Genomic DNA, 24191 nt, shown 5'->3' with positions numbered 1-24191 from the left:
TCACCCCCGATACGTCACCTTCTTCACCGCTGCGACGATCTTCGCCGAATTGACCAGAGCGAGCTTTTCAAGGTTCGCCGCGTAAGGCAGCGGCACATCCTCATTGGCGACGCGCAGGATCGGGGCATCGAGGTCGTCGAACCCTTCCTCCATGCAGATTGCGACGATCTCCGACGCGATCGAGCACGTCGCCCAGCCTTCTTCGACCACGACCATGCGGTTGGTCTTTTTGAGGCTCTTGAGCACCGCCTGCTTGTCGAGCGGGCGCAGCGTGCGCAGGTCGATGACCTCCGCGTCGATGCCTTCCTTGGCCAGTTCCTCGGCGGCTTCGAGCGACAGGCCGACGCCAATAGAATAGCTGACGATCGTCACGTCCTTGCCCTCGCGCATGGTGCGCGCCTTGCCGATCGGCAGGACATAATCGTCGAGCTTCGGCACCTCGAACGTGCGCCCATAGAGCAGTTCGTTTTCGAGGAAGACGACCGGATCTTCGCTGCGGATCGCGGCCTTCATCAGGCCCTTGGCGTCGGCCGCGTCATAGGGCGCGATGACGATCAGGCCGGGAACGCTGGCGTACCACGGACCGTAATTCTGGCTATGCTGCGCGCCGACGCGGCTCGCCGCGCCATTGGGTCCGCGGAACACGATCGGGCAGCGCATCTGACCGCCCGACATGTAATTGGTCTTGGCCGCCGAATTGACGATATGATCGATCGCCTGCATCGCGAAATTGAACGTCATGAACTCGACGATCGGACGCAAACCACCCATTGCTGCGCCCGTACCGACGCCGGCAAAGCCGTATTCGGTGATCGGCGTGTCGATCACGCGCTTGTCGCCGAACTCGTCGAGCAGGCCCTGGCTGACCTTGTACGCGCCCTGATATTGCGCGACTTCCTCGCCCATCAGGAACACCCGGTCGTCGCGGCGCATTTCCTCCGCCATCGCGTCGCGCAACGCTTCGCGCAGCGTGACCTTGACCATTTCCGTCCCCGCGGGGATCGCCGGGTCGGTCGGGCCGTCATGTTTGGCGGCTTCGTACATCTGGCGGGCACCGGTTTCGACCTGATGCGGCGTCGCGCTCTCCGGCGCTGGCGGCGCGTTGTCGGTGGACGGCTCTTCCTTGGCTTCAGCCTTGGGCTCCGCCTTGACCGGCGCAGCTTCAGCTGGCTCCTCGCCCTCCGCGTCGAGCGTCGCGATGACGGTGCCGACCTTCACATTGTCGGTACCCTCTGCGATCAGGATCTTGCCGATCGTGCCTTCATCGACCGCCTCGAACTCCATCGTCGCCTTGTCGGTCTCGATCTCGGCCATGATGTCGCCGGACTTGACGGTATCGCCTTCCTTCACGAGCCATTTGGCAAGCGTGCCTTCCTCCATCGTCGGGGAAAGCGCGGGCATCTTGATTTCAATCGGCATCAGTAAGTTTCCACCAGCACGTCGGTATAGAGTTCGGCGGGCTCCGGTTCGGGCGCGCTCTCGGCGAAGTCGGCGGCTTCGTTGACGACCTTGCGGATTTCCTGCTCGATCTTCTTCAGCTCGTCCTCCTTCACCCCCTCGGCTTCAAGCAGCTTCTTGCAGTGATCGATCGGGTCGGACTTGTCGCGCACCGCCTGGACCTCGTCACGGCTGCGATATTTCGCCGGGTCGGACATGGAATGGCCGCGATAGCGATAGGTCTTCATTTCGAGGATGATCGGGCCCTTGCCCGCGCGAACCCAGGCCAGCGCCTCTTCGGCCGCGCCGCGCGCCGCGAGCACGTCCATGCCGTCGATCTGAATACCGGGAATACGAAAGCTCTCGCCACGGCGGAACAGCTGGTCTTCGGCCGATGAGCGATTGACGCTGGTGCCCATCGCATACTGGTTGTTCTCGATCACATAGATGACCGGCAGCTTCCACAGCTCGGCCATGTTGAAGCTCTCGTAAACCTGGCCCTGATTCGACGCACCATCGCCGAAATAAGCGAGGCACACGCCGCCATCGCCCTTATATTTGTGGCTGAAGCCCAGCCCGGTGCCAAGCGACACCTGCGCGCCGACAATGCCGTGCCCGCCATAGAATTTATGCTCGACGCTGAACATGTGCATCGAGCCGCCCTTGCCCTTGGAGATGCCGGCCTGACGCCCGGTCAGCTCCGCCATCACATCCTTGGGCGGGATGCCGCAGAGCAGCATATGGCCATGGTCGCGATAGCCGGTGATCACGCTATCCTTCTCGGATAGCGCCGATTGCAAGCCGACCGCGACCGCTTCCTGACCGATGTAAAGGTGGCAGAAACCGCCGATCAGGCCGAGGCCATAAAGCTGGCCCGCCTTCTCCTCGAAGCGGCGGATGAGCAGCATCTGCTTGTAGAATTCGAGCAGCTCTTCCTTCGACGCCTTGTAGAGCTTCGGCTCGTTAGGGCGTTCGCGGTTGGGCGTCGGCGGTTCAGCGATCCGGGCGGGTTTGTTAGCGGCGGGGGCTTTGGCCACGATGGGAAAACCTCGTTTCCGTGGGGAGGGGAAGCGGTGCCTATAAGCCCGTTCCGGGCCGGACATCAATCGTCTGGGTAACAAGCAAAGTTTGCAGGCCCCAAGCAATCGGCGATTGCCCCGCCGCAATGCTCGCGCCTAAGGGTTTTCGCGATGGCTCCCGCCCCCCACCCGTTCCGCATTGCCAATTTCCGCGCTTATTGGGCGGCACGCTTCGCCATGACGATCGCCCAGAACGCGATGATTATCGTGATTGGCTGGCAGACGTACACAATCGCCCGTCAGACCATGTCGCCCAGCGCCGCGGCGGCACAACTCGGCCTGATCGGCTTGCTGCAATTCATACCCTTGTTCGTGACCACGCCGATCAGCGGCTGGGTCGCTGACCGTTTCGACCGGCGCTGGATCACGCGTGTCACGGTGACTCTGCAATTCGCTTGCGCGCTTATTCTGGCGCTCGTCACGCTCGACGGCGCGATGACCCTGCCGGTGCTGTTCGGAGTCGCCGTCCTGCTCGGTCTGGCGCGCGCTTTTTCCGGACCGGCGTTCAGCGCACTTGCGCCGAATCTGGTGCCGCGCGAAGTGTTGCCCACCGCAATCGCGCTCAGCTCGATCTCCTGGCAGGTCGGCACGATCATCGGCCCGGCGGTCGGTGGCTTCGCTTATGCGATCACACCGTCAGGCGCCTATTGGCTCGCCACCCTGTTGTTCGCCGTGGCGTTGGTCTGTGTGTTCCTGATCGGCAAGGTACCCCGCACCATCGCGGTCGGCAGCACGCATCCATTGAAGCAGATCGCCGACGGCCTCACTTATGTATTTCAGAACAAGATGGTGTTCGGCACCATCACGCTCGATCTGTTCGCCGTGTTTCTGGCGGGTACGACCGCGCTGCTGCCGATCTATGCGCACGACATATTGAAGGTCGGACCACAGGGGCTGAGCGCACTTGCCGCCGCGCCTGCGGTGGGGGCGTCGGTCGTCGCACTATTCTTCTCGTTCCGCCCGCTCAAGACCAATGTCGGGCCCAAGATGCTGATCTCGGTGCTGATCTACGGCACCGCGACGATCGTGTTCGGCCTGTCGCAGATCATGGCGCTCAGCCTCGTTGCGCTCGCTATCGCCGGCGCGGCCGACATGTTCTCGGTCTATATCCGCCAATCGCTGATCCAGCTCTACACCCCGGACGACAAGCGCGGCCGGGTTGGCGCGGTCTCGCAATTGACCATTTCGGCGTCCAATGAACTGGGCGAGGCCGAATCGGGGTTCCTTGCCGCGGGGCTGGGTCCGGTCGGCGCGGTACTGGTCGGCGGCACGGGAGCGATTGTGGTGACAATCCTGTGGACCTATCTGTTCCCTGTTATCCGCAAGGCAAAGACGTTCGATCCACCCGAGACGGCGCGAGACGCCGCAGACATTGAGATGGAGGCAGCACGATGAAAGCCAACACGATCCTGGAAACGATCGGCAACACCCCGCACATCCGCGTGGCGAAGCTGTTCCCCGACCGCGAAGTATGGATCAAGTCGGAGCGTTCCAATCCCGGCGGCTCGATCAAGGATCGCATCGCGCTCGCCATGGTCGAGGCAGCGGAAGCCTCGGGCGACCTGAAGCCCGGCGGCACAATCATCGAACCGACCAGCGGCAATACCGGTGTCGGCCTGGCGATGGTCGCGGCGGTTAAGGGTTACAAGCTGGTGCTGGTCATGCCGGAGAGCATGTCGCTCGAACGCCGCCGCCTGATGCTCGCTTATGGCGCGACCTTCGACCTGACCCCGCGCGAAAAGGGCATGAAGGGCGCAATCGAACGCGCGCTCGAACTGGTCGATCAAACCGCCGGCGCATGGATGCCGCAGCAGTTCGAAAACCCCGCCAATATCGCGGTCCATAGCCGGACCACCGCACAGGAGATCCTCGCAGACTTCCGTGACACGCCAATCGATGTGATCATCACCGGCGTGGGCACCGGCGGCCACATCACGGGCGTCGCCGAGACGCTCAAAAAGGAATGGCCGAACCTCAAAGTCTATGCGGTCGAGCCCGAAGCATCGCCGGTCATTTCCGGCGGCCAGCCCGGCCCGCACCCGATCCAGGGCATCGGTGCGGGTTTCGTGCCGGCCAATCTGCACACCCAGGCGATCGATGGCGCGATCAAGGTCGAGGCGGGCGCCGCCAAGGATTTCGCGCGCCGCGCCGCGACCGAGGAAGGCATATTGGTCGGGATCAGTTCGGGCGCGACGCTCGCGGCAATCAAGCAGAAGCTCGCCGAACTACCCGCGAACGTGCGCGTGCTCGGCTTCAACTACGACACAGGCGAGCGTTATCTGTCGGTGCCGGACTTCCTGCCGGAAAGCTGAGGCCCAAAGACGAGCCCGCGGCGGCGAGTGGAATATTCCCCACCTCGCCGCCGCAGGGATGCAGCTGAGCTCGCCCTAGCCGATCCGCATCGACAGCTCGACGTCATCGCCGAACGGCGTGGACAGATAGCCATTCCCAGGCGATCTCACGCGCGCCAGATAGTCCGGGCTGTAATCCGCATTATCGGCGACGATGAATGCCCCCGACCTGAGGCGGCTTTCCACCAGGCTCAGAACCTCGGGATAGAGCGCCTTGGCGCCGTCGAGCAGGACCAGGTCGATCGTATCGGGAAGGTCGATGCTCAGCGTCTGCAACGCGTCGCCCACTCGGATCTCCACCAGGTCGACAAGGCCGCCGGCAGTCAGGTTATCCCGCGCCCGTGCCACCTTGGATGGCTCGAACTCGCTGGTGATCAGACGGCCGCCGCCATTGTCGCGCAAGGCGGCGGCCAGATGCAGGGTCGAGATGCCGAAGGAGGTCCCGAATTCGACGATCGTCCGCGCGCCGCAGCCACGCGCCAGCATATAGAGCAGCGCACCGGTTTCCCGCGAGACGGGAAGCGGAACGTCCTTCAGGCGCGCGTAGAGATCGATATAATCGGTCTTGCTCTGCATCAGACGAGATCGCTCTTCGGGCGAAAGGTCGGCGATTGCGGAGCTGGTTGCCGGGGACGCGGTCTTCGCCTCTTCGAACAGGCGATCCAGTAGCGGCGCAAGCGGGTTGGTGGTCAGGATGGTCATACATAACTCCGGTCGATGAGCAGCGTTGTTGCGCTGCGCGAAAAATACGAATAATCCTTCGCGTTTCCTATTCGCATTGCCACACAGCGCCATGACCGATCACCGAAACACCCGAATATCCTCGCGAAAACAGCCCAAACAGGCGCGTTCGAGCGATCTTGTCGCCGCGATTCTGGAGGCTGCGGTTCAGGTTTTAGCAAAGGAAGGCGCGCAGCGATTCACCACCGTGCGCGTGGCCGAGAAAGCGGGCGTCAGTGTCGGGTCGCTGTACCAGTATTTCCCGAACAAGGCGGCGATCCTGTTCCGGCTCCAGAGCGACGAATGGGGGCAGACGACCGGGATGCTGCGCAGCATCCTCGAGGATTTTCAGCGCCCGCCGCCGGAACGACTACGCATCCTGGTTCACGCCTTCATTCGCTCGGAATGCGACGAAGCGGAAATGCGCGTGGCGCTCAACGACGCTGCCCCGCTTTACCGCAATGCCCCCGAGGCTCAGGAAGTGCGAGCGATGGGCGACCGCATTATCCAGGCCTTCATGGAGGAAGCGCTGCCCAGGGCCTCGCAAGCGACTCGCGCATTGGCCGGCGACCTGATCGGGACGACGCTCGGCAAAGTGGGAAAGCATTTTTCGGAGAGTCCGCGAACCCCGGCAGAGATCGCAACCTATGCCGACGCCATGGCCGATATGTTTTGCGCCTATCTCAAGAGTCTCGATCGTTGAGATCAGCATCGCGGCGCTTGGTAGTGTCTCAGTTTGAATCTAGCGGCGCTTCCAAGCGCCGTAGAGTTTCTGGATGAGCGTCCCGAAAATCATGCCTCCTACAAACAGGCCGCCGCCGATCAATCCGGATTGCATTGGATGGCTCATTTTAAGGATCCCGCTTCTTGTAAGCACCGCGAACCTTAGGAGCGGGGGCATCAGCGTCAATCCGCTCAAAAAACCCTCAAGCAACCAAAGTCGGTCGGTGATTCCCGCTGCCATCACCGGCGAGACGCTACCCGGCACCCGTCGATTTCTCATTCCCGGCATTCTGCGCTAAGGCGCGCTGCCCGATCCGCCAGGAGCCGACCGTGATCCCCTTCCCGCTCCAGACCGACCGCCGCTGAGCCATTCTCTATGACTGAATCCCACACCGCCATCCGAGCGCGAATCGTCGCGTCACCGAGCATCGCGATCCGGCTGCTGCTCGCCACGCTGGCGATCGCCGCGCTTGTGGTGCCGGCGCTGATCGTCATTTTCGCGCCACCGGTGCGCCCCTATCGCCACATCGCCATGCCGCCACAACGTGTCGTGCCCCAGACCGAGATTCCGGCGGTCGAACCGCTCAAATATCAGGATCTGCCGCCGGACGACGCGCGCAGCTTCAACGCCACCATCCCCTATTCGACCGCCCCCAACCCTGCGGCGCGTCCGTTCGTGCTGACCGGCACCGATGAGGACAAGGCGCGCGCGATCGACTGCATGGCCGCCGCCGTGCTGTACGAAGCGGGCGACGACACACTCGGGCAGCGATCCGTGGCTCAGGTCGTGATCAACCGCACTCGCCATCCCGCCTTTCCCAAGACGATCTGCGGTGTGGTGTTCCAGGGCCAGGAGCGCGCCACCGGTTGCCAGTTCACCTTCACCTGCGACGGCGCGCTGGCCCGCCATCGCTGGTCCGACCTGGCCTGGAAACGCGCGCGCGAGACGGCGGTGCTGGCGCTGACCGGATCGGTGTTCAAGCCGGTCGGCTATTCGACTCATTACCACACCGATTGGGTGGTGCCTTATTGGAGTTCCAGCCTCGACAAGGTGACCAAGGTGCGCACGCATTTGTTCTTCCGCTGGACCGGCTGGTGGGGCACGCCGCCCGCGTTCGGGCGCCGTGTATTGTCCGCCGAGCCGGTCATCGCCCAGCTTGCCGCCTTGTCCGACGCACACCGCATGGGTGCCGCGCTCGACGAAGCCGCGGCGGCGACGATCGAGGCCGCAGCGGTGAGCGGCACCCTGCCGCCGCCGATCGCGGCGGATACCAACAGCTTCATCGTCACGCTCGACCCAAAGATGCCGCCCGAGAGCTTTGCCGCGCTCGCCTCGGCGACCTGTGGCGAGCGTCCTTATTGCAAGTTCATGGCGTGGAGCAGCAAGGCGAAGACGCCTGCCGCACTGCCGCTGCAATCGAGCCAGGTATCGACCATGTCGTTCAGCTATCTGCGCGATCGGACCAAGGGTTATGACAAGGCGCTGTGGAATTGCGCCGAGTATCGCCGGCCCGACCTCACCCAGTGCATGAAGATCCAGGTGTTCGTGCCCGTAGTTCGCCAGACCGACGGCTTCCGGCTGGAGAATCTCCCCGGCGCGCGGGTCGTCCCGCCGCCGGTGGCAAGGACAGTGAAAGCGACACCAGATGGGCTGAGCGGCATCAGACGGCGAGTCGAAATCACCGCGACACCGGCAAAACCAGGGCCGCAGCCGACAACGGCGCCGGTAAGCAGACCATAGCGGCTTGATTTCAGAAGGTCGTTTCGACCACATTGGCCGCCTTCGTTTCAGCAAAGGGCTTGCCCGTGAACGTCAGCCTGCCTGTTTGTGCTTCCGGCGCCGCCACGAGCCATCTTCCCGCGACACGCCTGCTCTGGATGACCGTAGCCGCATTAGCCGCCATCGCGACGCAGGCACAGGCGCAGACCCAGCCGCCGGCCGATTCGAATCCGCTCGCCGCGCTCGACCATGGCTTGCGCCCGACCGTGATCGCGCCGGGCGAGGCAGTGCCGCGCTGGTCGCTGACGGAACGCATGCGCTTCCACAAGGTACCCGGCGTGGCAGTGGCGGTGCTGAAGAATGGCGAGGTTGTGCGAGCGGTCGGCTATGGCGAGCGTGAAGCCGGCACGCAGGACAAGGTCGATGGCGACACGTTGTTCTCCGTCGGGTCGATCAGCAAGGTGGTGACGGCGGCGACGACGCTGCGCCTGGTCGCGGCGGGAAAGCTCGACTTGGACCGCAATGTCGATGATTATCTGAAACGCTGGAAGCTGCCTGCGTCAGAGCAAGTACCGCAGCCGCGAGTCAGCCTGCGCATGCTGATGTCGCACAGTTCGGGGTTGGGCGTGCATGGGTTCGCGGACTACCAGCCCAATGAACCGCTGCCCACGCTGGTACAGGTGCTCGACGGGCAGAAGCCGGCCAAGAATGAGGCGGTGCGGTTCAAGACTGCGCCTGGTTTGCTCAACGATTATTCCGGTGGCGGCGTCACGGTGGAACAGGCGGTGATCGAGGATACGACAGGCCAGCCGCTACAGCAGCTGGCCGAGGCGCAGGTGTTCAGGCCGCTGGGCATGCGGCGCAGTACGTTCGAGAGCCCGTTGTCAGCCGCGCACGGCAACATCGCCAAGGCGCACGACGGCAACGGCGCGCCGACCGCGTTGCCGCGCGGCTGGGAAAGTTTCGCGGAGGCAGGGGCGTCGGGCCTGTGGACCAGCGCGCACGACCTGGGACAGGTCGTCGGCGGCCTGATCAAGAGCTATCAGGGCCGCGGCGATTTCCTGCCCCAACCTCTGGCGACGGCGATGATGACCGAGGTATCGCCAAGCGTATTCGGCCTGGGCCCGCGCCTGGGTGGTACCGGCCCGGGTCGGCATTTCTTCCATTTAGGCGCCAACGAAAGCTACCGCGCCTTACTGGAGGGGTATCCGGAAACCGGCGATGGCTATGTGATTCTGACCAATGGCAGCAACGGCACCGCACTGGCGGCCGAAATCCGCAACGCATTGTCCGACGCGATCAGTCTGGGTGCGCACCCCGTGGTGCGCACTGTGGCGTTCCGCGCGCCGCCGTCGCCGGACTATGCCGGCCGCTACCGGCTCGACAGCGCCGTGCCGATGGACCTGCGCCGCGCCCTGGCCGACAGCTTCGACCATGAAACCATCCAGGTGAATATCGTCGGCAACACGGTCGAGATCGCGCTGCCGGGCCAGGAGAAACCCCTGCCCTTGCTCCCGCTCGGGCCAGCGCAGTTCGTTCAAAGCGGCCTCTATTCGTACATGTTCGATTTCCGCCGCGACGCCTCGGGCAAGGTCCGCGGGGTATCCGTGTCGATGCCTGAGGCGAATTCGGTGGCCTATTACGCGCACGAATGACTTCTGCGGCTCTCCGTTGGGAAAGAGGTGATCCCGGTCAAGCCATAATCACTCGGCAATCGCTTCCCCGACACGGCCACCAGCCTGTGTCGGGGAAGCGCTGCACCAATTCAGTTCGAGAATACCCAGGCTTGCCGATCGTCGATCAGGCGGCCGCGAACATCTCCGGCGGCAATGCCATCATTGCCTCCGCCCCGCCTTCGATCTTGCGGCGCAGCGCGCCGGCGTCGGGCAGGATGCGCTCCGCGAAATAGCGCGCGGTCACTAGCTTGGCGTCGAGGAAGGCGGCATCGCCCTCTCCGGCTGCCTTCAGGTCGGCAGCGGCCTTCGCCATGCGCAACCACATCAGCCCGGTCGCGACGATGCCCATGATGTGCATATAGCTGTGTGCGCCCGCGCCGACATTGTCGGGGTTCTGCATGCCGTTCTGCATGAACCACATCGTCGCGGCCTGAAGCTCGCCACTCGCCTTTTCGAGCGCCGTCGCAAAGGCCGCAGTGGCCGGATCGGCCTTGCCGGCCGCGATATCGTCGGCGACGACCTTGAAGAACGCCTGCACCGCGCGGCCGCCATTCTGCGCGAGCTTGCGACCGACCAGGTCCATCGCCTGCACGCCATTGGTGCCTTCATAGATCATCGCGATCCGGGCATCGCGGACATATTGTTCCATGCCCCATTCGGCGACGTAGCCATGGCCGCCATAAACCTGCTGCGCGTTGGTCGCGATGTCATAGCCCTTGTCGGTGCCATAGCCCTTGATCACCGGGGTGAGCAGGCCGATCAGATCGGCGGCGAGCTGCTTCTCTTCATCGGTCGCGGCGGCATGTTCGAGATCGACCTGCAGCGCGCCCCACAGGCAGAGTGCACGCAATCCTTCGGTCATCGCCTTGGCATCCATCAGCATGCGGCGGATGTCGGGATGGACGAACAGCGTATCGGCCTTTTCGTTCGGCTCCTTCGGCCCCGTCAGCGCGCGGCCCTGACGACGGTCATGCGCATATTGCACGGCGTTCTGATAGGCGGTCTCGGCCACGGCGAGGCCCTGCAGGCCAACGCCGAGGCGCGCGGCGTTCATCATGATGAACATCGCGGCCAGGCCCTTCATCTCGTCGCCGACCAGCCAGCCGGTCGCGCCGTCGTAATTCATCACGCAAGTCGAATTGGCATGGATGCCCATCTTGTGCTCGATCGAGCCGCACGACACCGCGTTGCGCGCGCCGAGCGCGCCGTCATCGCCCACCATGAACTTCGGCACGACGAACAGTGAAATGCCCTTCGAGCTGTCCGGTGCGCCCGGCGTCTTGGCCAGCACGAGGTGGATGATGTTCTCGGTCAGGTCATGCTCGCCCGACGAAATGAAAATCTTGGTGCCGGTGATCGCATAGCTGCCGTCCGCCTGCGGTTCGGCGCGGGTGCGGATCAGGCCGAGATCGGTGCCGCATTGCGGCTCGGTCAGGTTCATCGTGCCGCCCCATTTGCCCGACACCATATTGGGGACGTACTTGGCCTGTTGCTCGGGCGTGCCCTTGACCAGCAGCGCGGCGATCGCGCCATGCGTCAGGCCGGGATACATGGCGAACGCCATGTTCGATGAGATCATGAATTCCTGGAATGCAGTCGACACGACATGCGGCATCGCCTGGCCGCCGAATTCCTCCGGCGCGGACAAGGTGCCCCAGCCGGATTCGACGAACGCCTGATAGGCTTGCTTGAACCCGGCGGGCGTGGTCACGCTGCCATCGTCATGGCGCGTGCAGCCTTCCTGATCGCCCGAATGATTGAGCGGGAAGAGCACTTCGGCAACGAACTTGCCGCCCTCGTCGAGCACCGCATCGACCACATCGGGGGTCGCGTTCTGGAAGCCCGGCAGATTGGCGTGAGCGTGGAGCCCAACGACATGTTCGAGGATGAAGCGCACGTCGCGAACGGGGGGCGTATATTGCGGCATTGTAAGTCCTTCAGCCTTGCTGGGATTCTAGTGAGATTGGGGATTTTCGAGGACAGCGACGAACTCGACCAGTTCGGCGATCGCCGCGTCGATATCGTGCTTCTGCGATTCGAGCAGTGCAACGCGTTCGCGGCAACGCTCGATGGTCACTTCGCGCTGCGCCTTGCGGCCGTCGCCAATGTCGTAAAGGTCGATCATCTCGCGAATTTCGGTGAGCGAAAAGCCAACCCGTTTGCCACGCAGGATCCAAGCCAGCCGGGCGCGGTCGCGATGCGAATAGATTCGCGTCGTGCCGCGCCGTTCGGGCGCGATCAGCCCCTCATCCTCATAGAAACGCAAAGCGCGGGCGGTCACGTCGAATTCGGCGGACAGATCGGAAATCGAGAATTGATCGCGATCGGTACGTTGCGGAACGACGGCATAGGCGGCGACGGTCGACATGGCCGCCTTTGTAAAATCAGCTTACGTGAACGTCAAGGTCAACCGCCCCGCCCGTCACCCCCGCCTGTCACCCGCCCCCACCTGTCACCCGCCATTGCACAGCAACTTGCCCTTGGCGTCGCGCAGCGTCGATGCCTCGGACACCGATTCGCTCAGCCGGTCGACATCGAGCGCCGCGAGGGATGCCCGATTCGAGCACAGCTTGGCGCAACCATCGGGGACCCTGCCCGGAAAGGCGATCCGGTCACCCTCGAAGCGCGCATCGAAATTGCATCCGGGTGCGGTAGGGAAATCGACATTCAGCGTCTCGCCGACGCGCGTGACCACGCCGGATCCGCCGCAATTCTGGTCTTCGCCATAATCGACATAGACGCCGATCCGGTACGCGGTTGCGGTGGGGACGACGCACATGCGGTCGGTGTCCAGCGCATAAAGCCCCGCGATGTCGGCACCGTTGGGATCGGGAATCACGCCCGCCTCGATCGCTGCCGCCTCCAGGCCAGTCGCCGGCGCGGCTTTCGCTTGTTTCGGCGACTCCGGCTGGCGCGAACAGGCGGCAAGCAACAACAGCACCAGGACCGGGCCGCGCTTCATTCCACCGGGCTCAATCCATCGCCTTCGATCCGGCGATAAAAGCAACTGCGTTGGCCGGTATGGCAGGCCGGGCCGGCAGGATCGACGATCAGCCACACCGCGTCCTGATCGCAATCGATGCGGATGTCGGCGACGTGCAGGATATGGCCCGACGTTTCGCCTTTCTTCCACAGCTTGGCGCGGCTGCGCGACCAGAAATGCGCTTCGCGAGTCGCGATGGTGGCGGCCAGCGCTTCGGCATTCATATGCGCCAGCATGAGCAGTTCACCACTCGCGCGGTCGGTCGCGACGGCGGTGACCAGGCCGTTCGCGTCATAATTCGGATCAAGGGTCAGACCGGTGTCGCGGGAATCAGGCATGATGACCTCATAGGGCTGCCTGCTCTCGGGTGAAAGCGCGACACCCGCCATCCGTCACCTCAGCGAAGGCTGGGGTCTTTGTGGGGCTGGCGTCGCACCTTCCTCATTGAGATCCCGGCCTTCGCTGGGATGACGGAAGTGGTGATGGAGAGAAGGCCGGCGACCTATCATCACCCCTTGCGAATCGCCTTGACCAGATCCGCCTTGTCCATTTTCGACCGGCCCTCGATGCCGATCTCGCCCGCTTCCTTCATCAAATCGGCCTTGGTGCGATCTTCTAGGTCGGTGCCGCGATGGTCGAGCGTTCCCGCCGCCTTGGCATTGGCAATCCGTGCCGCCTTCTCCTTCGATGCACCGTCGCGGCGCAAATCCTCGTATAATTTATCGTTCTTGACTGTCGGTCCGTGGTCCTTGGCCATGACAAACGCCTCCTGACCCGCAGAAAACCGTCGATGCGGCAAAATGCTCCCGATCGATGTGACAAAAGCGCGACAAACCCGGATCGGCTCCCTATATGGCGGGCGACGCTACCCCCCTGAAGGGCGCCATGCTGACAACCAATCCGTTCGACGTCCTCGATGGGGACAAGCTGCATGAAGAGTGCGGTATCTTTGGCGCAACCGGTAGTGACGGCGCTGCGGCGCTTGTCGCGCTCGGTCTCCATGCGCTGCAACATCGTGGCCAGGAGGCCGCGGGAATCACCAGTTTCGACGGCGCCGAATTTCATACGCACCGTGCGATGGGCCATGTCGCGGGCAATTTCGACAGCCCGGCGATCATGAATGCGCTGCGCGGCAATGTCGCGTGCGGCCATGTTCGCTATTCGACCACCGGCGAAACCGCGCTGCGCAACGTCCAGCCGCTTTATGCCGATCTCGCCTCAGGCGGCTTCGCGATCGCGCACAACGGCAATATCTCGAACGCGATGCGGCTACGGCGCGACCTGGTGCGGCGCGGATCGATCTTCCAGTCGACCTCCGACACCGAGACGATCATCCATCTCGTCGCGACGTCCAACTATCGCACCTTTGTCGACAAGTTCATCGACGCGCTGAAGCGAGTCGAGGGCGCCTATTCGCTGATCGTGATGACGCCGGAGGGCATGATCGCCTGCCGCGATCCGCTTGGCATCCGCCCGCTGGTCATGGGCAAGCTTGGCGAGACGATCATCTTCGCGTCGGAAACCGTCGCGCTGGATGTGGTCGGCGCGACATTCGTGCGCTCGATCGAGCCGGGTGAGCTGGTCATCGTCAAGGGCAGCGAGATGTCTTCGCACCGCCCCTTCGCGCCGACCGAGCCCAGGCCGTGCATCTTCGAATATGTCTATTTCTCGCGCCCCGATTCGATTTCGGACGACCGCAGCGTCTATACCGTGCGCAAGGAAATCGGCGCGCAGCTGGCGATCGAAAGCCCGGTCGATGCCGATCTGGTCATCCCGGTGCCCGATTCGGGCACGCCCGCCGCGATCGGTTATGCGCAGCAATCGGGCATTCCGTTCGAACTCGGCATCATCCGCTCGCATTATGTCGGGCGCACCTTCATCCAGCCGAACAACGAAGTCCGGCATCTCGGCGTCAAACTGAAGCACAATGCCAATCGCGCGCTGATCAAGGGCAAGCGCGTCGTGCTGATCGACGATTCGATCGTGCGCGGCACGACCTCCTTGAAGATCGTGCAGATGATGCGCGATGCCGGCGCGGCGGAAGTGCATATGCGCATCGCCAGCCCGCCGACCCGGCATAGCTGCTTCTATGGCGTCGATACGCCCGAGCGCGGCAAGCTGCTCGCCGCCAACATGAACATCGACGAGATGAACACCTATATCCAGGCCGACAGCCTTGCGTTCGTGTCGATCGACGGACTGTACAAGGCGCTCGGCGAGCCGGGCCGCGCGGCCAACCGCCCGAGCCATTGCGACGCCTGTTTCACCGGCGATTATCCGACGATGCTGACCGATCACGACGATGTCGCTTCGGTCGACCAGTTCGCCCTTCTCGCGGAGCGAGTGAGCTAATTGCTGGCGGAGCGGGTCAGCTAACCCACAAAAATAACGTCATGCTGAACTTGTTTCAGCATCCATGCGCGGTCATTGACCCCATGAGCGTCGCCCGTTTGGCAGATGACCGCGCCTGGACCCCGAAACAAGTTCAGGGTGACGGCTAAACTACGGAATTGCCCATGACCGACAAGCCCCTCGCCAACCAGATCGCTCTCGTCACCGGCGCCAGCCGCGGGATCGGCGCGGCAACCGCCAGGGCACTGGCCGCCGCGGGCGCGCATGTCATTCTCACCGCACGGACCGCCAAGGATCTGGAGCAGGTCGAGACCGCGATCTTCGACGCCGGCGGCAGCGCAACGATCGCGCCGCTCGACCTGACCGAAACCGACAGCATCGCGCGGCTCGGCGCGGCGATCGGCGAGCGCTGGGAAAAACTCGACATCATGGTGTTGAACGCCGGCATGCTCGGCAGCCTTGCACCGGTGCCAGCGATCGATGCGAAGGAACTGGCGCAAGTGCTGACGCTCAACGTCAGCGCACAGGCCGCGTTGATCGCCGCGTTCGACCCGATGCTGCGCAAATCGCCGCGCGCTCGTGTGCTCGGCATCACTTCCAGCGTCGGACGAAAACCGCGTGCTTTCTGGGGCCTGTATGGCGCGTCCAAGGCGGCGTTCGAGACGCTGATCGCGGCCTATGGCGACGAGATGCAGCGGATCAGCTCGATCCGCACCGCGATCATCGATCCCGGCGCGACCCGCACTGCGATGCGCGCGCGCGCCTATCCGGGCGAAGACCCCGCCTCGGTCAAGGAACCGGAAGTCGTGGCGGACCGGATCGTCACACTCATCGACGAGGATTTCGACACCGGGCATTTCGAGCGGGTCGACTGACCCACCGAACCGGCGAGGAAGTTACTTCCCCGCCGCCTCGATCACCTGCAACTGAAACACCGCCCGCTCCGTCTTCAAATCGTCGCCAGTCGCTTTCGGCCAGGCCCCCGATACCGCGATGACGATCTTCTTTGCCGGGTCGATGAAGATGCTCTGGCCGAAAATCCCCTGCGCGCCGAAATAGCCGTTGGGATAAGTCCACCATTGATAGCCATAGCCATAAGCCGGCGAGGTCTCGACTTGCGCGCGGGTCGCATCGGCGAACCAGCCATCTGGCACGATGCCCTTGCCGCCGTCGAGCACCAGCTGGCCCATCCGCGCATAGTCGCGCAGCGAGACCGACAGGCAGCAACCGCCGATTTCCTGGCCCGACTGGTCGATCATCCAGAACGCGTCGCGCTCCATGCCATAGGGCTTCCACACCTTCTCGCTGAGATAGGTCGCCAGCGGCTTGCCGGTGGCCTTGGTCACCAGCACCCCGATCAGATTGGTCTCGCCGGTCTTGTAGACCCATTTCTCGCCCGGCGGCGTTTCGCGCGGCAAGGTGCGCATATAGGCGACGGTCGGATCGACGCCGGCCGGCACCGGTTTCGAATACATCGTCGCGACGTCGGATTTCGGATCGAAATAACTCTCGTTCCATTTCACGCCCGAGGTCATCGTCAGCAATTGCTTGATGGTCACGCCGTCATAGCCGCTGCCGGCCAGTTCCGGGATGTATTTGGTCACCGGCTCCGACACCGACTTGATATAACCGTCGCGGATCGCCGCGCCGACCAGAGTCGAGCTGAACGACTTGGCGACCGAGAATGACGTGTAGCGCCCGGTGGCGGAATAGCCGCGGGCATAGCGTTCGAGGCGGATCTTGCCGTCCTGCAGCACGATCAGCCCGGCGACATTCTGCGCCGCCATATAGGCGTCGATCGTCGCTGCATCGAGCGGCAGCGGCTTGCCTTGTGGCAAGCGATGGACCTTGCCGCCCGCCCTGGCGATGTGCCCGGGAAAGAGCTTTTCCATCGCCGGGAAATTCTGGTCGCGCTGCGCCTGCGACCAGAACAGGATCGTCGCGCCGGCGCTGCGCAATTTGTCCGAATCGCCGGTCGACAGGCGGACGTCAGGTGATTCAACCGCTTGCGCACTGCTGTGCTCGACATGAGTTGCGATCCCCGCCAGCGCTATCGCGCCCAATATCGCCAGCCGCCGCATGCTCATCTCCCCTTTTATTGTTTTACCAGCGTCACTTGCGCGACATCGATACCGCCGCCGCGGAAGCCGCCTTCGCAATACATCAGATAATAGCGCCATAAGTCCACGAAATCCGTATCGAATTCCGGTGGGAGGTTTCCCGCCTCGACCGCCGTGTCGAAATTCACCCGCCAGCGCCGCAGCGTTTCGGCATAATGCTGGCCAAAGCCGACCCGGTCCTGCCAGACCAGCCCGTTGCGTTCGGCGAGCGTGCGAAAACGGCTTTCCGACAACAGCATGCCGCCCGGAAAAACGAAGCGCTGGATGAAGTCGACGTTACGCGCATAGCTCTCGAACAGCGCGTCATCGATGATGATATACTGGATCGCGGCACGCCCGCCGGGCTTCAGCGCGCGGGCGATCGCTTGAAGATAAGCCGGCCAATATTGCTGTCCGACCGCCTCGACCATCTCGATGCTGACCACCGCGTCATAGCTTCCGGCGACATCGCGATAATCGGTCAGCGAAACGGTGACGCCGTCCAGCCCGGCATCGACCATGCGCTGGTCGACCATCGCCTTCTGTTCCGCCGACAGCGTGATGCCATGGATCTTGCGCCCTGCTCGTGCGGCAAGTTCGGCGAACGAACCCCAGCCACTACCGATTTCGAGGATCGTATCGCCCGGCCTGGTCGCCGTCCGATCGAGCATCGCCTGCAGCTTGGCCGCCTGCGCCGCTTCGAGCGATTGCGCTGGGTCGACCGGCTCGGCGAACAGCGCGCTCGAATAAGTCATGCCAGGATCGAGCCATAAGCTATAGAAATCATTACCAAGATCGTAATGGAATTCGATATTGCGCCGCGCCCCGGCCTTGTCGTTGCGACGCAGCCAATGACCGATGCGCCGCGTCAGGCGCGACAAGCCCCCGGCCCGCGCCGTGTCGCCCAGCGATCGCCCGTTGCGCATGAACAGATCGAACAGCGGCACCGGATCGGGGCTCGACCATTCACCCGCCAACCATGCGGTGTACCAGCCGGCCGATCCACTGCGGATCAGCCGCAGCAGCGCCCGCCAGCTGCGCACGTCGACGACCGGCACCGGCCCCGGCGCCCGCCCGCCGAGCAAACGTCGCGTGCCATCGGGCAGCGACGCCTCGATCGCGCCATGCTCAAGGCCTTGGTCGATCCGGTCGAGGATACGGTGGAACGCCCACGAAAAGCGGTTGAGCAGCCAGCCGCCGCTTCCCTCTCCCCGCGCGGTCCGCGCCCCGAACCGGCGCCCCCTGTTTGGCACGGTTACGTTCATATCCGCAGCCTCATGCACCCGGCGCGGGGCGGCGAAAAGCGATTCTTGGAGGGCGCCGTCACTTCACCTGTCGGACCGCCGCAAGCGCGCGTTCCCGCGCCTCGCGGTGACCGATGATCTTCGCCGGATAGGCTGCCGGGCGCCGCCCGAACGCATCGGGATCGTGGATCGCATCGTCACCCAGCCCGGCCAGTTCGGGCACCCATTCGCGAATATAATCGCCTGCGGCGAATTTCTCCGACTGGCTCAGCGGCGCCATGATGCGCACGAACATGTTCGAATCGACGCCCGTGCCGGCGGTCCATTGCCAGTTGACGCTGTTGCTGGCGTAATCGGCATCGACCAGCGTATCCCAGAACCATTGTTCTCCGACCCGCCAGTCGATCAGCAAATGCTTGATCAGGAACGACGCCGCGATCATTCGCACGCGGTTGTGCATCCAGCCGGTGGTCCAGAGCTGGCGCATGCCGGCATCGACGATCGGATAACCGGTCTGTCCAGTCTTCCACGCCTTTAGGTCGGCATCGGCCTCCGCCCCGGTTCGCCAGGCCAGATCGTCCAACGCCGGCCGGCCATTGGTTTTGCCGTAATCGGGAAATTGCAGGATCACATTCTGCGCATAGTCGCGCCAGGCGATCTCCTTCAGGAAGGTCGTTGTGTCGCCTTCTGCCTTCAGACTGTGATGCCACACCGTCGCCGGCGAGATTTCGCCGAAATGAAGATGCGGCGACAGGCGCGAACTCGATTCTTCGGCGGGCAGGTTGCGGCCGATATCGTAATGCGCCGCTTTCGGGATGAAGTGGTCGAGCCGTTCAGCGCCCCCCGCTTCGCCTGGCGTCCATTCCCTGCCAAAGCCCCCTGCCCAGTCCGGTTTGCTGGGCAGCAGCTTCCAGTCGCTCAGATGGTCGCTTTTCGGCCAATGCTCCGGCGTCGGGATGATGTGCGGCTCCGGCGCGCCCGGTGCTGGCGGCATATGCTCGTTCAGCGCGCGCCAGAACGGCGTGTAGATCTTGTAAGGCTGTCCCGCGCCGGTGGTCACCGATCCCGGTGGAAGCAGATAATTGCCGTCATGACAGACAAGGCCGAGCGACTTCGCGACCGTCTTCTCGGCGTTGCGCCACCATGGCTCGTAATGCCGCAGGCAATGCACCCGCGTCGCGCCGGTTTCCTTGGCAAGTTCGGCCAGCACTTCATCGGACTTGCCCTGTCGCAGGATCAGTCGCGAACCTTTGGCGCGAAGACCAGCGTCGAGCGACCGGAGGCTATGGTGCAACCACCAGCGCGAGGCCCCGCCCATCCTGCGGTGCCTTGGGGTCTCGTCGTCAAGAACATAAACCGGAATGACCGGCCCTTCCCCCGCGGCGGCGGTCAGCGCGGCCTGATCGCTCAGACGCAGATCCCGGCGCAGCCAGAGCAGAACTGGGTCAGTCATTCGGCAATACAGGCATCCTCACCATCCCTGTCCGTACCAGTCAAATCAACCGAAAATTCCGCCAATACCGTTTGTTGAAAGCAGAACTTATGATCTTTTGATGGATAGACCCAGGCACGAATCTCATAGCGATCACCGACACGTTCGACCAGCATTCCCAGCCTTGTCTTAGGCTGGACGGCGTGAACCCAGATACGGCCAACGAACTTTGCCGGGACGGGCGGTCCGCTGATCGTTCTGCCCCGATCGAATTTTGCTCGATTGGGATATCGCATGCAGATGAAATCTGGGGGACACGTGTCTTCCCCGGTCCATTTCGTCGTCACCATCCTGGCAATGACGATCGACAGAGACGGCCTTGCTACCGGCTGTTCGGAGGCCTGCGCAAAGGGCAGCGATGCAAGCAAGGCCAGCGCTGGGATCATCACATCGTGTGCGGCTGTTTCTCAACCTGCCAGGTCTGCCCCTGCGACAGCAATTTCTGCAGGTCGGGCTTCTTGCCCTCGGACGCCTGCTTGTTCTGCGCGACAACCGCGCTTTCGAAAGTCGGCGCCGGATCATTGTAGATCACGCCAAGCGCGACCGGGAAGGTGCCCAGCGGCAGTTCGACCAGCATATGCGCGACCGCGCGGTTGGTCTGGTCATGCACGATGACCTTCGCCGCCGCCCAGTCGCCATCGACGACATCGACGATCTTGAGGATCAGCCGCTCCTGATCGAGCGCAATGCCCTTGGTCCCGCCGGCAAACAGCAAAGGCTGGCCATGCTCGACCCACAACTGCCCGGCCTGCGCCTTGTCCTTGTCGGTGAAGCTGGCGAACACATCGTCATTATAAACGATGCAATTCTGATAGATCTCGATGAAGCTCGCGCCCTTGTGCGCATGCGCGGCCTTCAGCACCGACGGCAGATTCTTGTTCACATCGATCGCACGCGCGACGAAGCGCGCGCCCGAACCCAGCGCAAACGCACATGGGCTGGCCGGCCGGTCGACCGAGCCGAACGGCGTCGAGGGCGAGCGCGTGCCGACCCGGCTGGTCGGCGAATATTGCCCCTTGGTCAGGCCGTAAATCTCGTTGTTGAACAACAGCACCTGGCAATCGAGATTGCGGCGCAGCAAATGCATCGTGTGATTGCCGCCGATCGACAGCGCATCGCCGTCACCGGTGATGATCCACACGTCGAGATCGGGATTGGCCAGCTTGACCCCGGTCGCCACCGCCGGCGCGCGGCCATGGATGGTGTGGAACCCGTACGTCTCCATATAATATGGGAAACGCGACGAGCAGCCGATGCCGCTGACGAACACGGTGTTTTCCGGCCGCACGCCCAGTTCGGGCATGGTCCGCTGCACAGCCTTCAGGATCGCATAATCGCCGCAACCCGGGCACCAGCGCACTTCCTGGTCGGTTTCCCAGTCCTTCGGCGTGGTCTTCGCGATAGGGGTCATGTCGTTCATGCGAGTGCGCTTTCGATGGCAGCTTCGATCTCTGAGATCATGAAGGGTTGGCCGGAAATCTTGTTGAGCGGTTTCGCATCGACCAGGAACTGGTCGCGCAGCACCGTCTTGAGCTGGCCCGTATTCATTTCCGGCACGATGATCTTCTCATAACCCTTTAGCAAGTCGCCGAGATTTGCCGGCATCGGCCAGATATGGCGGATATGGATATGGCTGACGTCATGGCCCTTGCGACGCATGCGCCGCACCGCCTGATGAATCGGCCCGAAAGTCGAGCCCCAGCCGACGATCGCCAGCTTGCCGCTCGTTTCGCCAAGCTCGACCTCCTGATCGGGGATCGCGATATTCGCGACCTTGTCGCGGCGGATCTCGGTCATTTTCTGGTGGTTGGCGGCGCCATATTCGATGTTGCCGGTGCCGATCTGCTTTTCGATCCCGCCGATGCGATGGAGCAGGCCGGGCGTGCCGGGCTTGACCCAGGGCCGCGCCAGCTTCTCGTCGCGGCCATAGGGCAGGAAACCACCCTCCGGCACATGGTCGAGATAGGTCACCGGGAACGGGGCGTAGGTGCTCATGTCGGGCACCTTCCACGGCTCGGCGGCATTGGCGATATAGCCGTCGGTGAGCAGCATCACCGGCGTCATATATTGCACCGCGATGCGCACCGCCTCGATCGCGCAATCGAACGCGTCGGCGGGCGAGCGCGCCGCGATCACCGGCATCGGCGCGTCGCCGTTGCGGCCATAGACCGCCTGATAGAGATCCGACTGCTCGGTCTTGGTCGGCAGGCCGGTCGAGGGACCGCCACGCTGCGAATTGACGATGACCAAAGGCAGTTCGGTCATGATCGCCAGCCCCATCGCCTCGCCTTTGAGCGCGATGCCGGGGCCGGATGACGAGGTGACGCCAAGCTGCCCGGCATAGGACGCGCCGATCGCGCTGGCGATCGCGGCGATCTCGTCCTCCGCCTGGAAGGTCGTGATGCCATATTCCTTGAGGCGCGACAGGTGATGCAGGATCGCAGAGGCCGGGGTGATCGGATAGCCGCCGAAGAACATCGGGACATCGGCCAGTTGCACGCCCGCGACCAGCCCGAGCGAGATCGCCTCGGCGCCGGTGACGGTGCGGTAAAGCCCCTCCTCCGCCGGTGCCGCCGCGATATGATGCTGCCTGAGCCCTGCGTCCCCAAGCCCGCCCCCGGCGAGTTCGGCCGTCTCGCCATAAGCATGACCGGCATTCAACGCGGCGATATTCGCTTCGGCAAGGACCGGCATCTTGGCGAACTTGCTCTTCAGCCAGTCGATAATCGGCTGGCGGTCGCGATCGAACATCCACAGCGCCAGCCCCAGCGTCCACATATTCTTGCAGCGCAGCGCTTCCTTGTTGCCGAGCCCGAACGGCTTCACCGCATCGAGCGTCAGCTGCGAGATGTTGAACGCGAGCAACTGCCATTTGGCCAGGCTGCCGTCGGTCAGCGGACTGACCTCGTATTTCGCCTTGTCGAGGTTGCGCTTCGAGAATTCGCCTTCGTCGGCGATGATCAGGCCGCCAGGCTTCAGCGCATCGACATTGGTCTTCAAAGCCGCTGGGTTCATCGCCACCAGCACATCGGGCGCATCGCCGGCGGTCTCGATCGCGGTCGACCCGAAATTGATCTGGAAGGCGGAGACGCCGAACAACGTCCCCTGCGGCGCGCGGATCTCGGCCGGAAAATCGGGGAAGGTCGCGAGGTCATTGCCCGACAGCGCGGTCGAAAGAGTGAACTGGCCACCGGTCAGCTGCATGCCGTCGCCCGAGTCGCCGGCGAAACGAACCACGACGGATTCTGCAAGCGGGTGGGCGGACGCCTCTTCGGGTGTCACCTCATGGACGGCGGTCGCCATTATCATCATCCTGTAAACTTTGCTGTGCGTCGTCTAGGCCCGCGACGCTTGCCACCCAAGGTAGAAAATGCGTTGGCGTGTGCAACCGCTTCTTTTCAAAGGCCCGTCCCAGGCTGAGCAGCGATGCCACATGTCGCCGCGCGACCTCCATCGCATCCGTGCCATAACCACCGCCGACCGTACTCGCGAGCGGGATGGCGCGATCGATCGCCAGCCCGGCAATCAGCGACTCGCGGCGATCGAGTCCCGCCAACGACAGATCGAGGCGACCAAGACGATCGCCCGCGAATGGATCGACCCCCGCCTGATACAGGATCAGGTCGGGCTGGAACGCGTCGAGCATCGGTTCCAGCGTCCCTTGCAGCGCGTCGAGATAGGCATCGTCGCCAGTCCCATCGGGCAGCGGCACATCGAGCGTCGAGCGCGCTTTCCGAACCGGAAAATTCTTCTCCGCATGGATCGAATAGGTCGCGATGTCGGGTCGGCCCGCGGTCAGTGCTGCGGTGCCGTCGCCCTGATGGACATCGCAGTCGACGATCAGCACGCGCTCGACGATACGTTGCTCGGTCAGGCGGATGGCTGCGATGGCAAGGTCGTTGAACACGCAAAACCCCGCGCCGGTATCGGCCAGCGCATGATGGCTGCCGCCCGCCGTGTTGGCGGCAAATCCATGGTCGAGCGCCAGCCTCGCCGCCAGCCATGTTCCGCCCGGCACCATGGCGGCACGGCGCGCGACCAGCGGCGTGACCGGAAAACCGATCCGCCGTTCCTTGAAGGCGGGAACACGTGCCTCCAGCACTTCGGCGACATAATCGGCGTCGTGCGCCGCCTCCAGCCACTCGATCGGCATCGGCGCCGGTTGAAACCAGGTCAGATCCGCATCGCTATCGCGCAGCAGGTCGCGGATCAGGCCGTTCTTGTTCCACTGATATTGGCTTCGCGCCGGTGCGGGCGCGACATAATCCGGGTGATGGACGAGCGCGATCATGCCCCTTAGGTAAGCGCGACCGCC

22 protein-coding genes are annotated in these 24191 nt (G+C 63.5%); 7 read left to right on the top strand and 15 right to left on the bottom strand.

Going from position 1 to position 24191, the window contains the following annotated elements; translation table 11 throughout:
* Together G4G27_RS06420 and pdhA are read right to left on the bottom strand one after the other, a co-directional pair.
* A complete protein-coding gene (locus G4G27_RS06420) occupies positions 1-1419 on the bottom strand; it encodes a pyruvate dehydrogenase complex E1 component subunit beta (RefSeq protein ID WP_183112577.1) in 1419 nt (472 codons plus the stop codon).
* Positions 1419-2474, bottom strand: coding sequence for a pyruvate dehydrogenase (acetyl-transferring) E1 component subunit alpha (gene pdhA / locus G4G27_RS06415; protein WP_244624577.1), 1056 nt, complete (start codon positions 2472-2474; stop codon positions 1419-1421). Before pdhA ends, G4G27_RS06420 begins: the two co-directional genes overlap by 1 nt.
* A gap of 153 nt (positions 2475-2627) precedes the next feature.
* On the opposite strand from pdhA, the gene G4G27_RS06410 reads away from it, so the two are divergent.
* Together G4G27_RS06410 and cysK are read left to right on the top strand one after the other, a co-directional pair.
* A complete protein-coding gene (locus G4G27_RS06410; RefSeq protein ID WP_183112575.1) occupies positions 2628-3911 on the top strand; it encodes an MFS transporter in 1284 nt (427 codons plus the stop codon).
* Positions 3908-4828 (top strand): cysteine synthase A, encoded by a 921-nt coding sequence (gene cysK, locus G4G27_RS06405; RefSeq protein WP_183112574.1) that lies wholly within the window; start codon positions 3908-3910, stop codon positions 4826-4828. Before G4G27_RS06410 ends, cysK begins: the two co-directional genes overlap by 4 nt.
* Positions 4829-4903: 75 nt before the next feature.
* Here cysK and G4G27_RS06400 read toward each other — a convergent pair whose 3' ends face one another.
* Positions 4904-5569, bottom strand: coding sequence for an O-methyltransferase (locus G4G27_RS06400; protein ID WP_183112573.1), 666 nt, complete (start codon positions 5567-5569; stop codon positions 4904-4906).
* A gap of 91 nt (positions 5570-5660) precedes the next feature.
* Between G4G27_RS06400 and G4G27_RS06395 the strand changes: the two genes are divergently transcribed.
* The 3 genes from G4G27_RS06395 (at position 5661) to G4G27_RS06385 (ending at position 9685) form a co-directional block, all read left to right on the top strand.
* Positions 5661-6290 (top strand): TetR family transcriptional regulator, encoded by a 630-nt coding sequence (locus tag G4G27_RS06395; protein ID WP_183112572.1) that lies wholly within the window; start codon positions 5661-5663, stop codon positions 6288-6290.
* 396 nt (positions 6291-6686) lie between these two features.
* Complete coding sequence (locus G4G27_RS06390; protein WP_183112571.1) at positions 6687-8051, top strand: cell wall hydrolase; 1365 nt, start codon at positions 6687-6689, stop codon at positions 8049-8051.
* Between the two features lie 65 nt (positions 8052-8116).
* The gene (locus G4G27_RS06385; protein WP_202049669.1) at positions 8117-9685 is read left to right on the top strand and encodes a serine hydrolase domain-containing protein; all 1569 of its coding nucleotides are present in this window, start codon (positions 8117-8119) and stop codon (positions 9683-9685) included.
* 145 nt (positions 9686-9830) lie between these two features.
* On the opposite strand, the gene G4G27_RS06380 is transcribed toward G4G27_RS06385, so the two are convergent.
* The 5 genes from G4G27_RS06380 to G4G27_RS06360 all read right to left on the bottom strand — a co-directional run bounded on the left by G4G27_RS06380 (position 9831) and on the right by G4G27_RS06360 (position 13446).
* Positions 9831-11633, bottom strand: a complete 1803-nt coding sequence (locus tag G4G27_RS06380; protein WP_183112570.1) for an acyl-CoA dehydrogenase C-terminal domain-containing protein — start codon at positions 11631-11633, stop codon at positions 9831-9833.
* Positions 11634-11660: 27 nt separating this feature from the next.
* A complete protein-coding gene (locus tag G4G27_RS06375; protein ID WP_183112569.1) occupies positions 11661-12074 on the bottom strand; it encodes a MerR family DNA-binding transcriptional regulator in 414 nt (137 codons plus the stop codon).
* Between the two features lie 84 nt (positions 12075-12158).
* Positions 12159-12668, bottom strand: coding sequence for a hypothetical protein (locus G4G27_RS06370; RefSeq protein ID WP_183112568.1), 510 nt, complete (start codon positions 12666-12668; stop codon positions 12159-12161).
* Positions 12665-13027, bottom strand: a complete 363-nt coding sequence (hisI, locus tag G4G27_RS06365; RefSeq protein ID WP_183112567.1) for a phosphoribosyl-AMP cyclohydrolase — start codon at positions 13025-13027, stop codon at positions 12665-12667. Before hisI ends, G4G27_RS06370 begins: the two co-directional genes overlap by 4 nt.
* Positions 13028-13197: 170 nt before the next feature.
* The gene (locus tag G4G27_RS06360; RefSeq protein ID WP_183112566.1) at positions 13198-13446 is read right to left on the bottom strand and encodes a Rho termination factor N-terminal domain-containing protein; all 249 of its coding nucleotides are present in this window, start codon (positions 13444-13446) and stop codon (positions 13198-13200) included.
* A gap of 128 nt (positions 13447-13574) precedes the next feature.
* Between G4G27_RS06360 and purF the strand changes: the two genes are divergently transcribed.
* Both purF and G4G27_RS06350 read left to right on the top strand, forming a co-directional pair.
* On the top strand, positions 13575-15041 hold the full coding sequence (purF, locus tag G4G27_RS06355; protein WP_183112565.1) for an amidophosphoribosyltransferase: 1467 nt from the start codon (positions 13575-13577) through the stop codon (positions 15039-15041).
* A 164-nt stretch (positions 15042-15205) separates the two neighbouring features.
* Positions 15206-15916 (top strand): SDR family NAD(P)-dependent oxidoreductase, encoded by a 711-nt coding sequence (locus tag G4G27_RS06350; RefSeq protein WP_183112564.1) that lies wholly within the window; start codon positions 15206-15208, stop codon positions 15914-15916.
* Positions 15917-15937: 21 nt separating this feature from the next.
* Here G4G27_RS06350 and G4G27_RS06345 read toward each other — a convergent pair whose 3' ends face one another.
* From G4G27_RS06345 to G4G27_RS06315, 7 genes are read right to left on the bottom strand one after another with little or no spacing between them, the layout of a single operon-like run.
* Positions 15938-17122, bottom strand: a complete 1185-nt coding sequence (locus G4G27_RS06345) for a serine hydrolase domain-containing protein (RefSeq protein WP_183112563.1) — start codon at positions 17120-17122, stop codon at positions 15938-15940.
* 14 nt (positions 17123-17136) lie between these two features.
* The gene (locus tag G4G27_RS06340; RefSeq protein WP_183112562.1) at positions 17137-18405 is read right to left on the bottom strand and encodes a cyclopropane-fatty-acyl-phospholipid synthase family protein; all 1269 of its coding nucleotides are present in this window, start codon (positions 18403-18405) and stop codon (positions 17137-17139) included.
* Positions 18406-18463: 58 nt separating this feature from the next.
* Complete coding sequence (locus G4G27_RS06335; protein WP_183112561.1) at positions 18464-19837, bottom strand: deoxyribodipyrimidine photo-lyase; 1374 nt, start codon at positions 19835-19837, stop codon at positions 18464-18466.
* Positions 19834-20262 (bottom strand): hypothetical protein, encoded by a 429-nt coding sequence (locus G4G27_RS06330; RefSeq protein WP_183112560.1) that lies wholly within the window; start codon positions 20260-20262, stop codon positions 19834-19836. The genes G4G27_RS06335 and G4G27_RS06330 overlap by 4 nt, the downstream gene beginning before the upstream one ends.
* Entirely contained in the window at positions 20262-21296 is a 1035-nt protein-coding gene (locus G4G27_RS06325) for a 2-oxoacid:ferredoxin oxidoreductase subunit beta (RefSeq protein ID WP_183112559.1), read from the bottom strand. Before G4G27_RS06325 ends, G4G27_RS06330 begins: the two co-directional genes overlap by 1 nt.
* Complete coding sequence (locus G4G27_RS06320; RefSeq protein WP_183112558.1) at positions 21293-23179, bottom strand: 2-oxoacid:acceptor oxidoreductase subunit alpha; 1887 nt, start codon at positions 23177-23179, stop codon at positions 21293-21295. The genes G4G27_RS06325 and G4G27_RS06320 overlap by 4 nt, the downstream gene beginning before the upstream one ends.
* On the bottom strand, positions 23160-24167 hold the full coding sequence (locus G4G27_RS06315; RefSeq protein ID WP_183112557.1) for a histone deacetylase: 1008 nt from the start codon (positions 24165-24167) through the stop codon (positions 23160-23162). Before G4G27_RS06315 ends, G4G27_RS06320 begins: the two co-directional genes overlap by 20 nt.
* Between the last annotated feature and the right edge of the window lie 24 nt (positions 24168-24191).

The sequence above is a fragment of the Sphingomonas sp. So64.6b genome (genome assembly GCF_014171475.1).
Classification (GTDB): domain Bacteria; phylum Pseudomonadota; class Alphaproteobacteria; order Sphingomonadales; family Sphingomonadaceae; genus Sphingomonas; species Sphingomonas alpina_A.
This window is presented reverse-complemented; position numbering and strand designations above follow the sequence as displayed.

What these genes read in the sequence shown, in the direction of transcription:
- hisI (WP_183112567.1), bottom strand. Translation starts at nt 13,027, where the DNA reads ATGCCTGATTCCCGCGACACCGGTCTGACCCTTGATCCGAATTATGAC.
- G4G27_RS06370 (WP_183112568.1), bottom strand. Translation starts at nt 12,668, where the DNA reads ATGAAGCGCGGCCCGGTCCTGGTGCTGTTGTTGCTTGCCGCCTGTTCG.
- G4G27_RS06420 (WP_183112577.1), bottom strand. Translation starts at nt 1,419, where the DNA reads ATGCCGATTGAAATCAAGATGCCCGCGCTTTCCCCGACGATGGAGGAA.
- cysK (WP_183112574.1), top strand. Translation starts at nt 3,908, where the DNA reads ATGAAAGCCAACACGATCCTGGAAACGATCGGCAACACCCCGCACATC.
- G4G27_RS06350 (WP_183112564.1), top strand. Translation starts at nt 15,206, where the DNA reads ATGACCGACAAGCCCCTCGCCAACCAGATCGCTCTCGTCACCGGCGCC.
- G4G27_RS06315 (WP_183112557.1), bottom strand. Translation starts at nt 24,167, where the DNA reads ATGATCGCGCTCGTCCATCACCCGGATTATGTCGCGCCCGCACCGGCG.
- G4G27_RS06320 (WP_183112558.1), bottom strand. Translation starts at nt 23,179, where the DNA reads ATGGCGACCGCCGTCCATGAGGTGACACCCGAAGAGGCGTCCGCCCAC.
- G4G27_RS06410 (WP_183112575.1), top strand. Translation starts at nt 2,628, where the DNA reads ATGGCTCCCGCCCCCCACCCGTTCCGCATTGCCAATTTCCGCGCTTAT.
- purF (WP_183112565.1), top strand. Translation starts at nt 13,575, where the DNA reads ATGCTGACAACCAATCCGTTCGACGTCCTCGATGGGGACAAGCTGCAT.
- G4G27_RS06380 (WP_183112570.1), bottom strand. Translation starts at nt 11,633, where the DNA reads ATGCCGCAATATACGCCCCCCGTTCGCGACGTGCGCTTCATCCTCGAA.
- G4G27_RS06395 (WP_183112572.1), top strand. Translation starts at nt 5,661, where the DNA reads ATGACCGATCACCGAAACACCCGAATATCCTCGCGAAAACAGCCCAAA.
- G4G27_RS06330 (WP_183112560.1), bottom strand. Translation starts at nt 20,262, where the DNA reads ATGATCCCAGCGCTGGCCTTGCTTGCATCGCTGCCCTTTGCGCAGGCC.
- G4G27_RS06360 (WP_183112566.1), bottom strand. Translation starts at nt 13,446, where the DNA reads ATGGCCAAGGACCACGGACCGACAGTCAAGAACGATAAATTATACGAG.
- G4G27_RS06345 (WP_183112563.1), bottom strand. Translation starts at nt 17,122, where the DNA reads ATGCGGCGGCTGGCGATATTGGGCGCGATAGCGCTGGCGGGGATCGCA.
- G4G27_RS06390 (WP_183112571.1), top strand. Translation starts at nt 6,687, where the DNA reads ATGACTGAATCCCACACCGCCATCCGAGCGCGAATCGTCGCGTCACCG.
- G4G27_RS06375 (WP_183112569.1), bottom strand. Translation starts at nt 12,074, where the DNA reads ATGTCGACCGTCGCCGCCTATGCCGTCGTTCCGCAACGTACCGATCGC.
- G4G27_RS06325 (WP_183112559.1), bottom strand. Translation starts at nt 21,296, where the DNA reads ATGAACGACATGACCCCTATCGCGAAGACCACGCCGAAGGACTGGGAA.
- G4G27_RS06340 (WP_183112562.1), bottom strand. Translation starts at nt 18,405, where the DNA reads ATGAACGTAACCGTGCCAAACAGGGGGCGCCGGTTCGGGGCGCGGACC.
- G4G27_RS06335 (WP_183112561.1), bottom strand. Translation starts at nt 19,837, where the DNA reads ATGACTGACCCAGTTCTGCTCTGGCTGCGCCGGGATCTGCGTCTGAGC.
- G4G27_RS06400 (WP_183112573.1), bottom strand. Translation starts at nt 5,569, where the DNA reads ATGACCATCCTGACCACCAACCCGCTTGCGCCGCTACTGGATCGCCTG.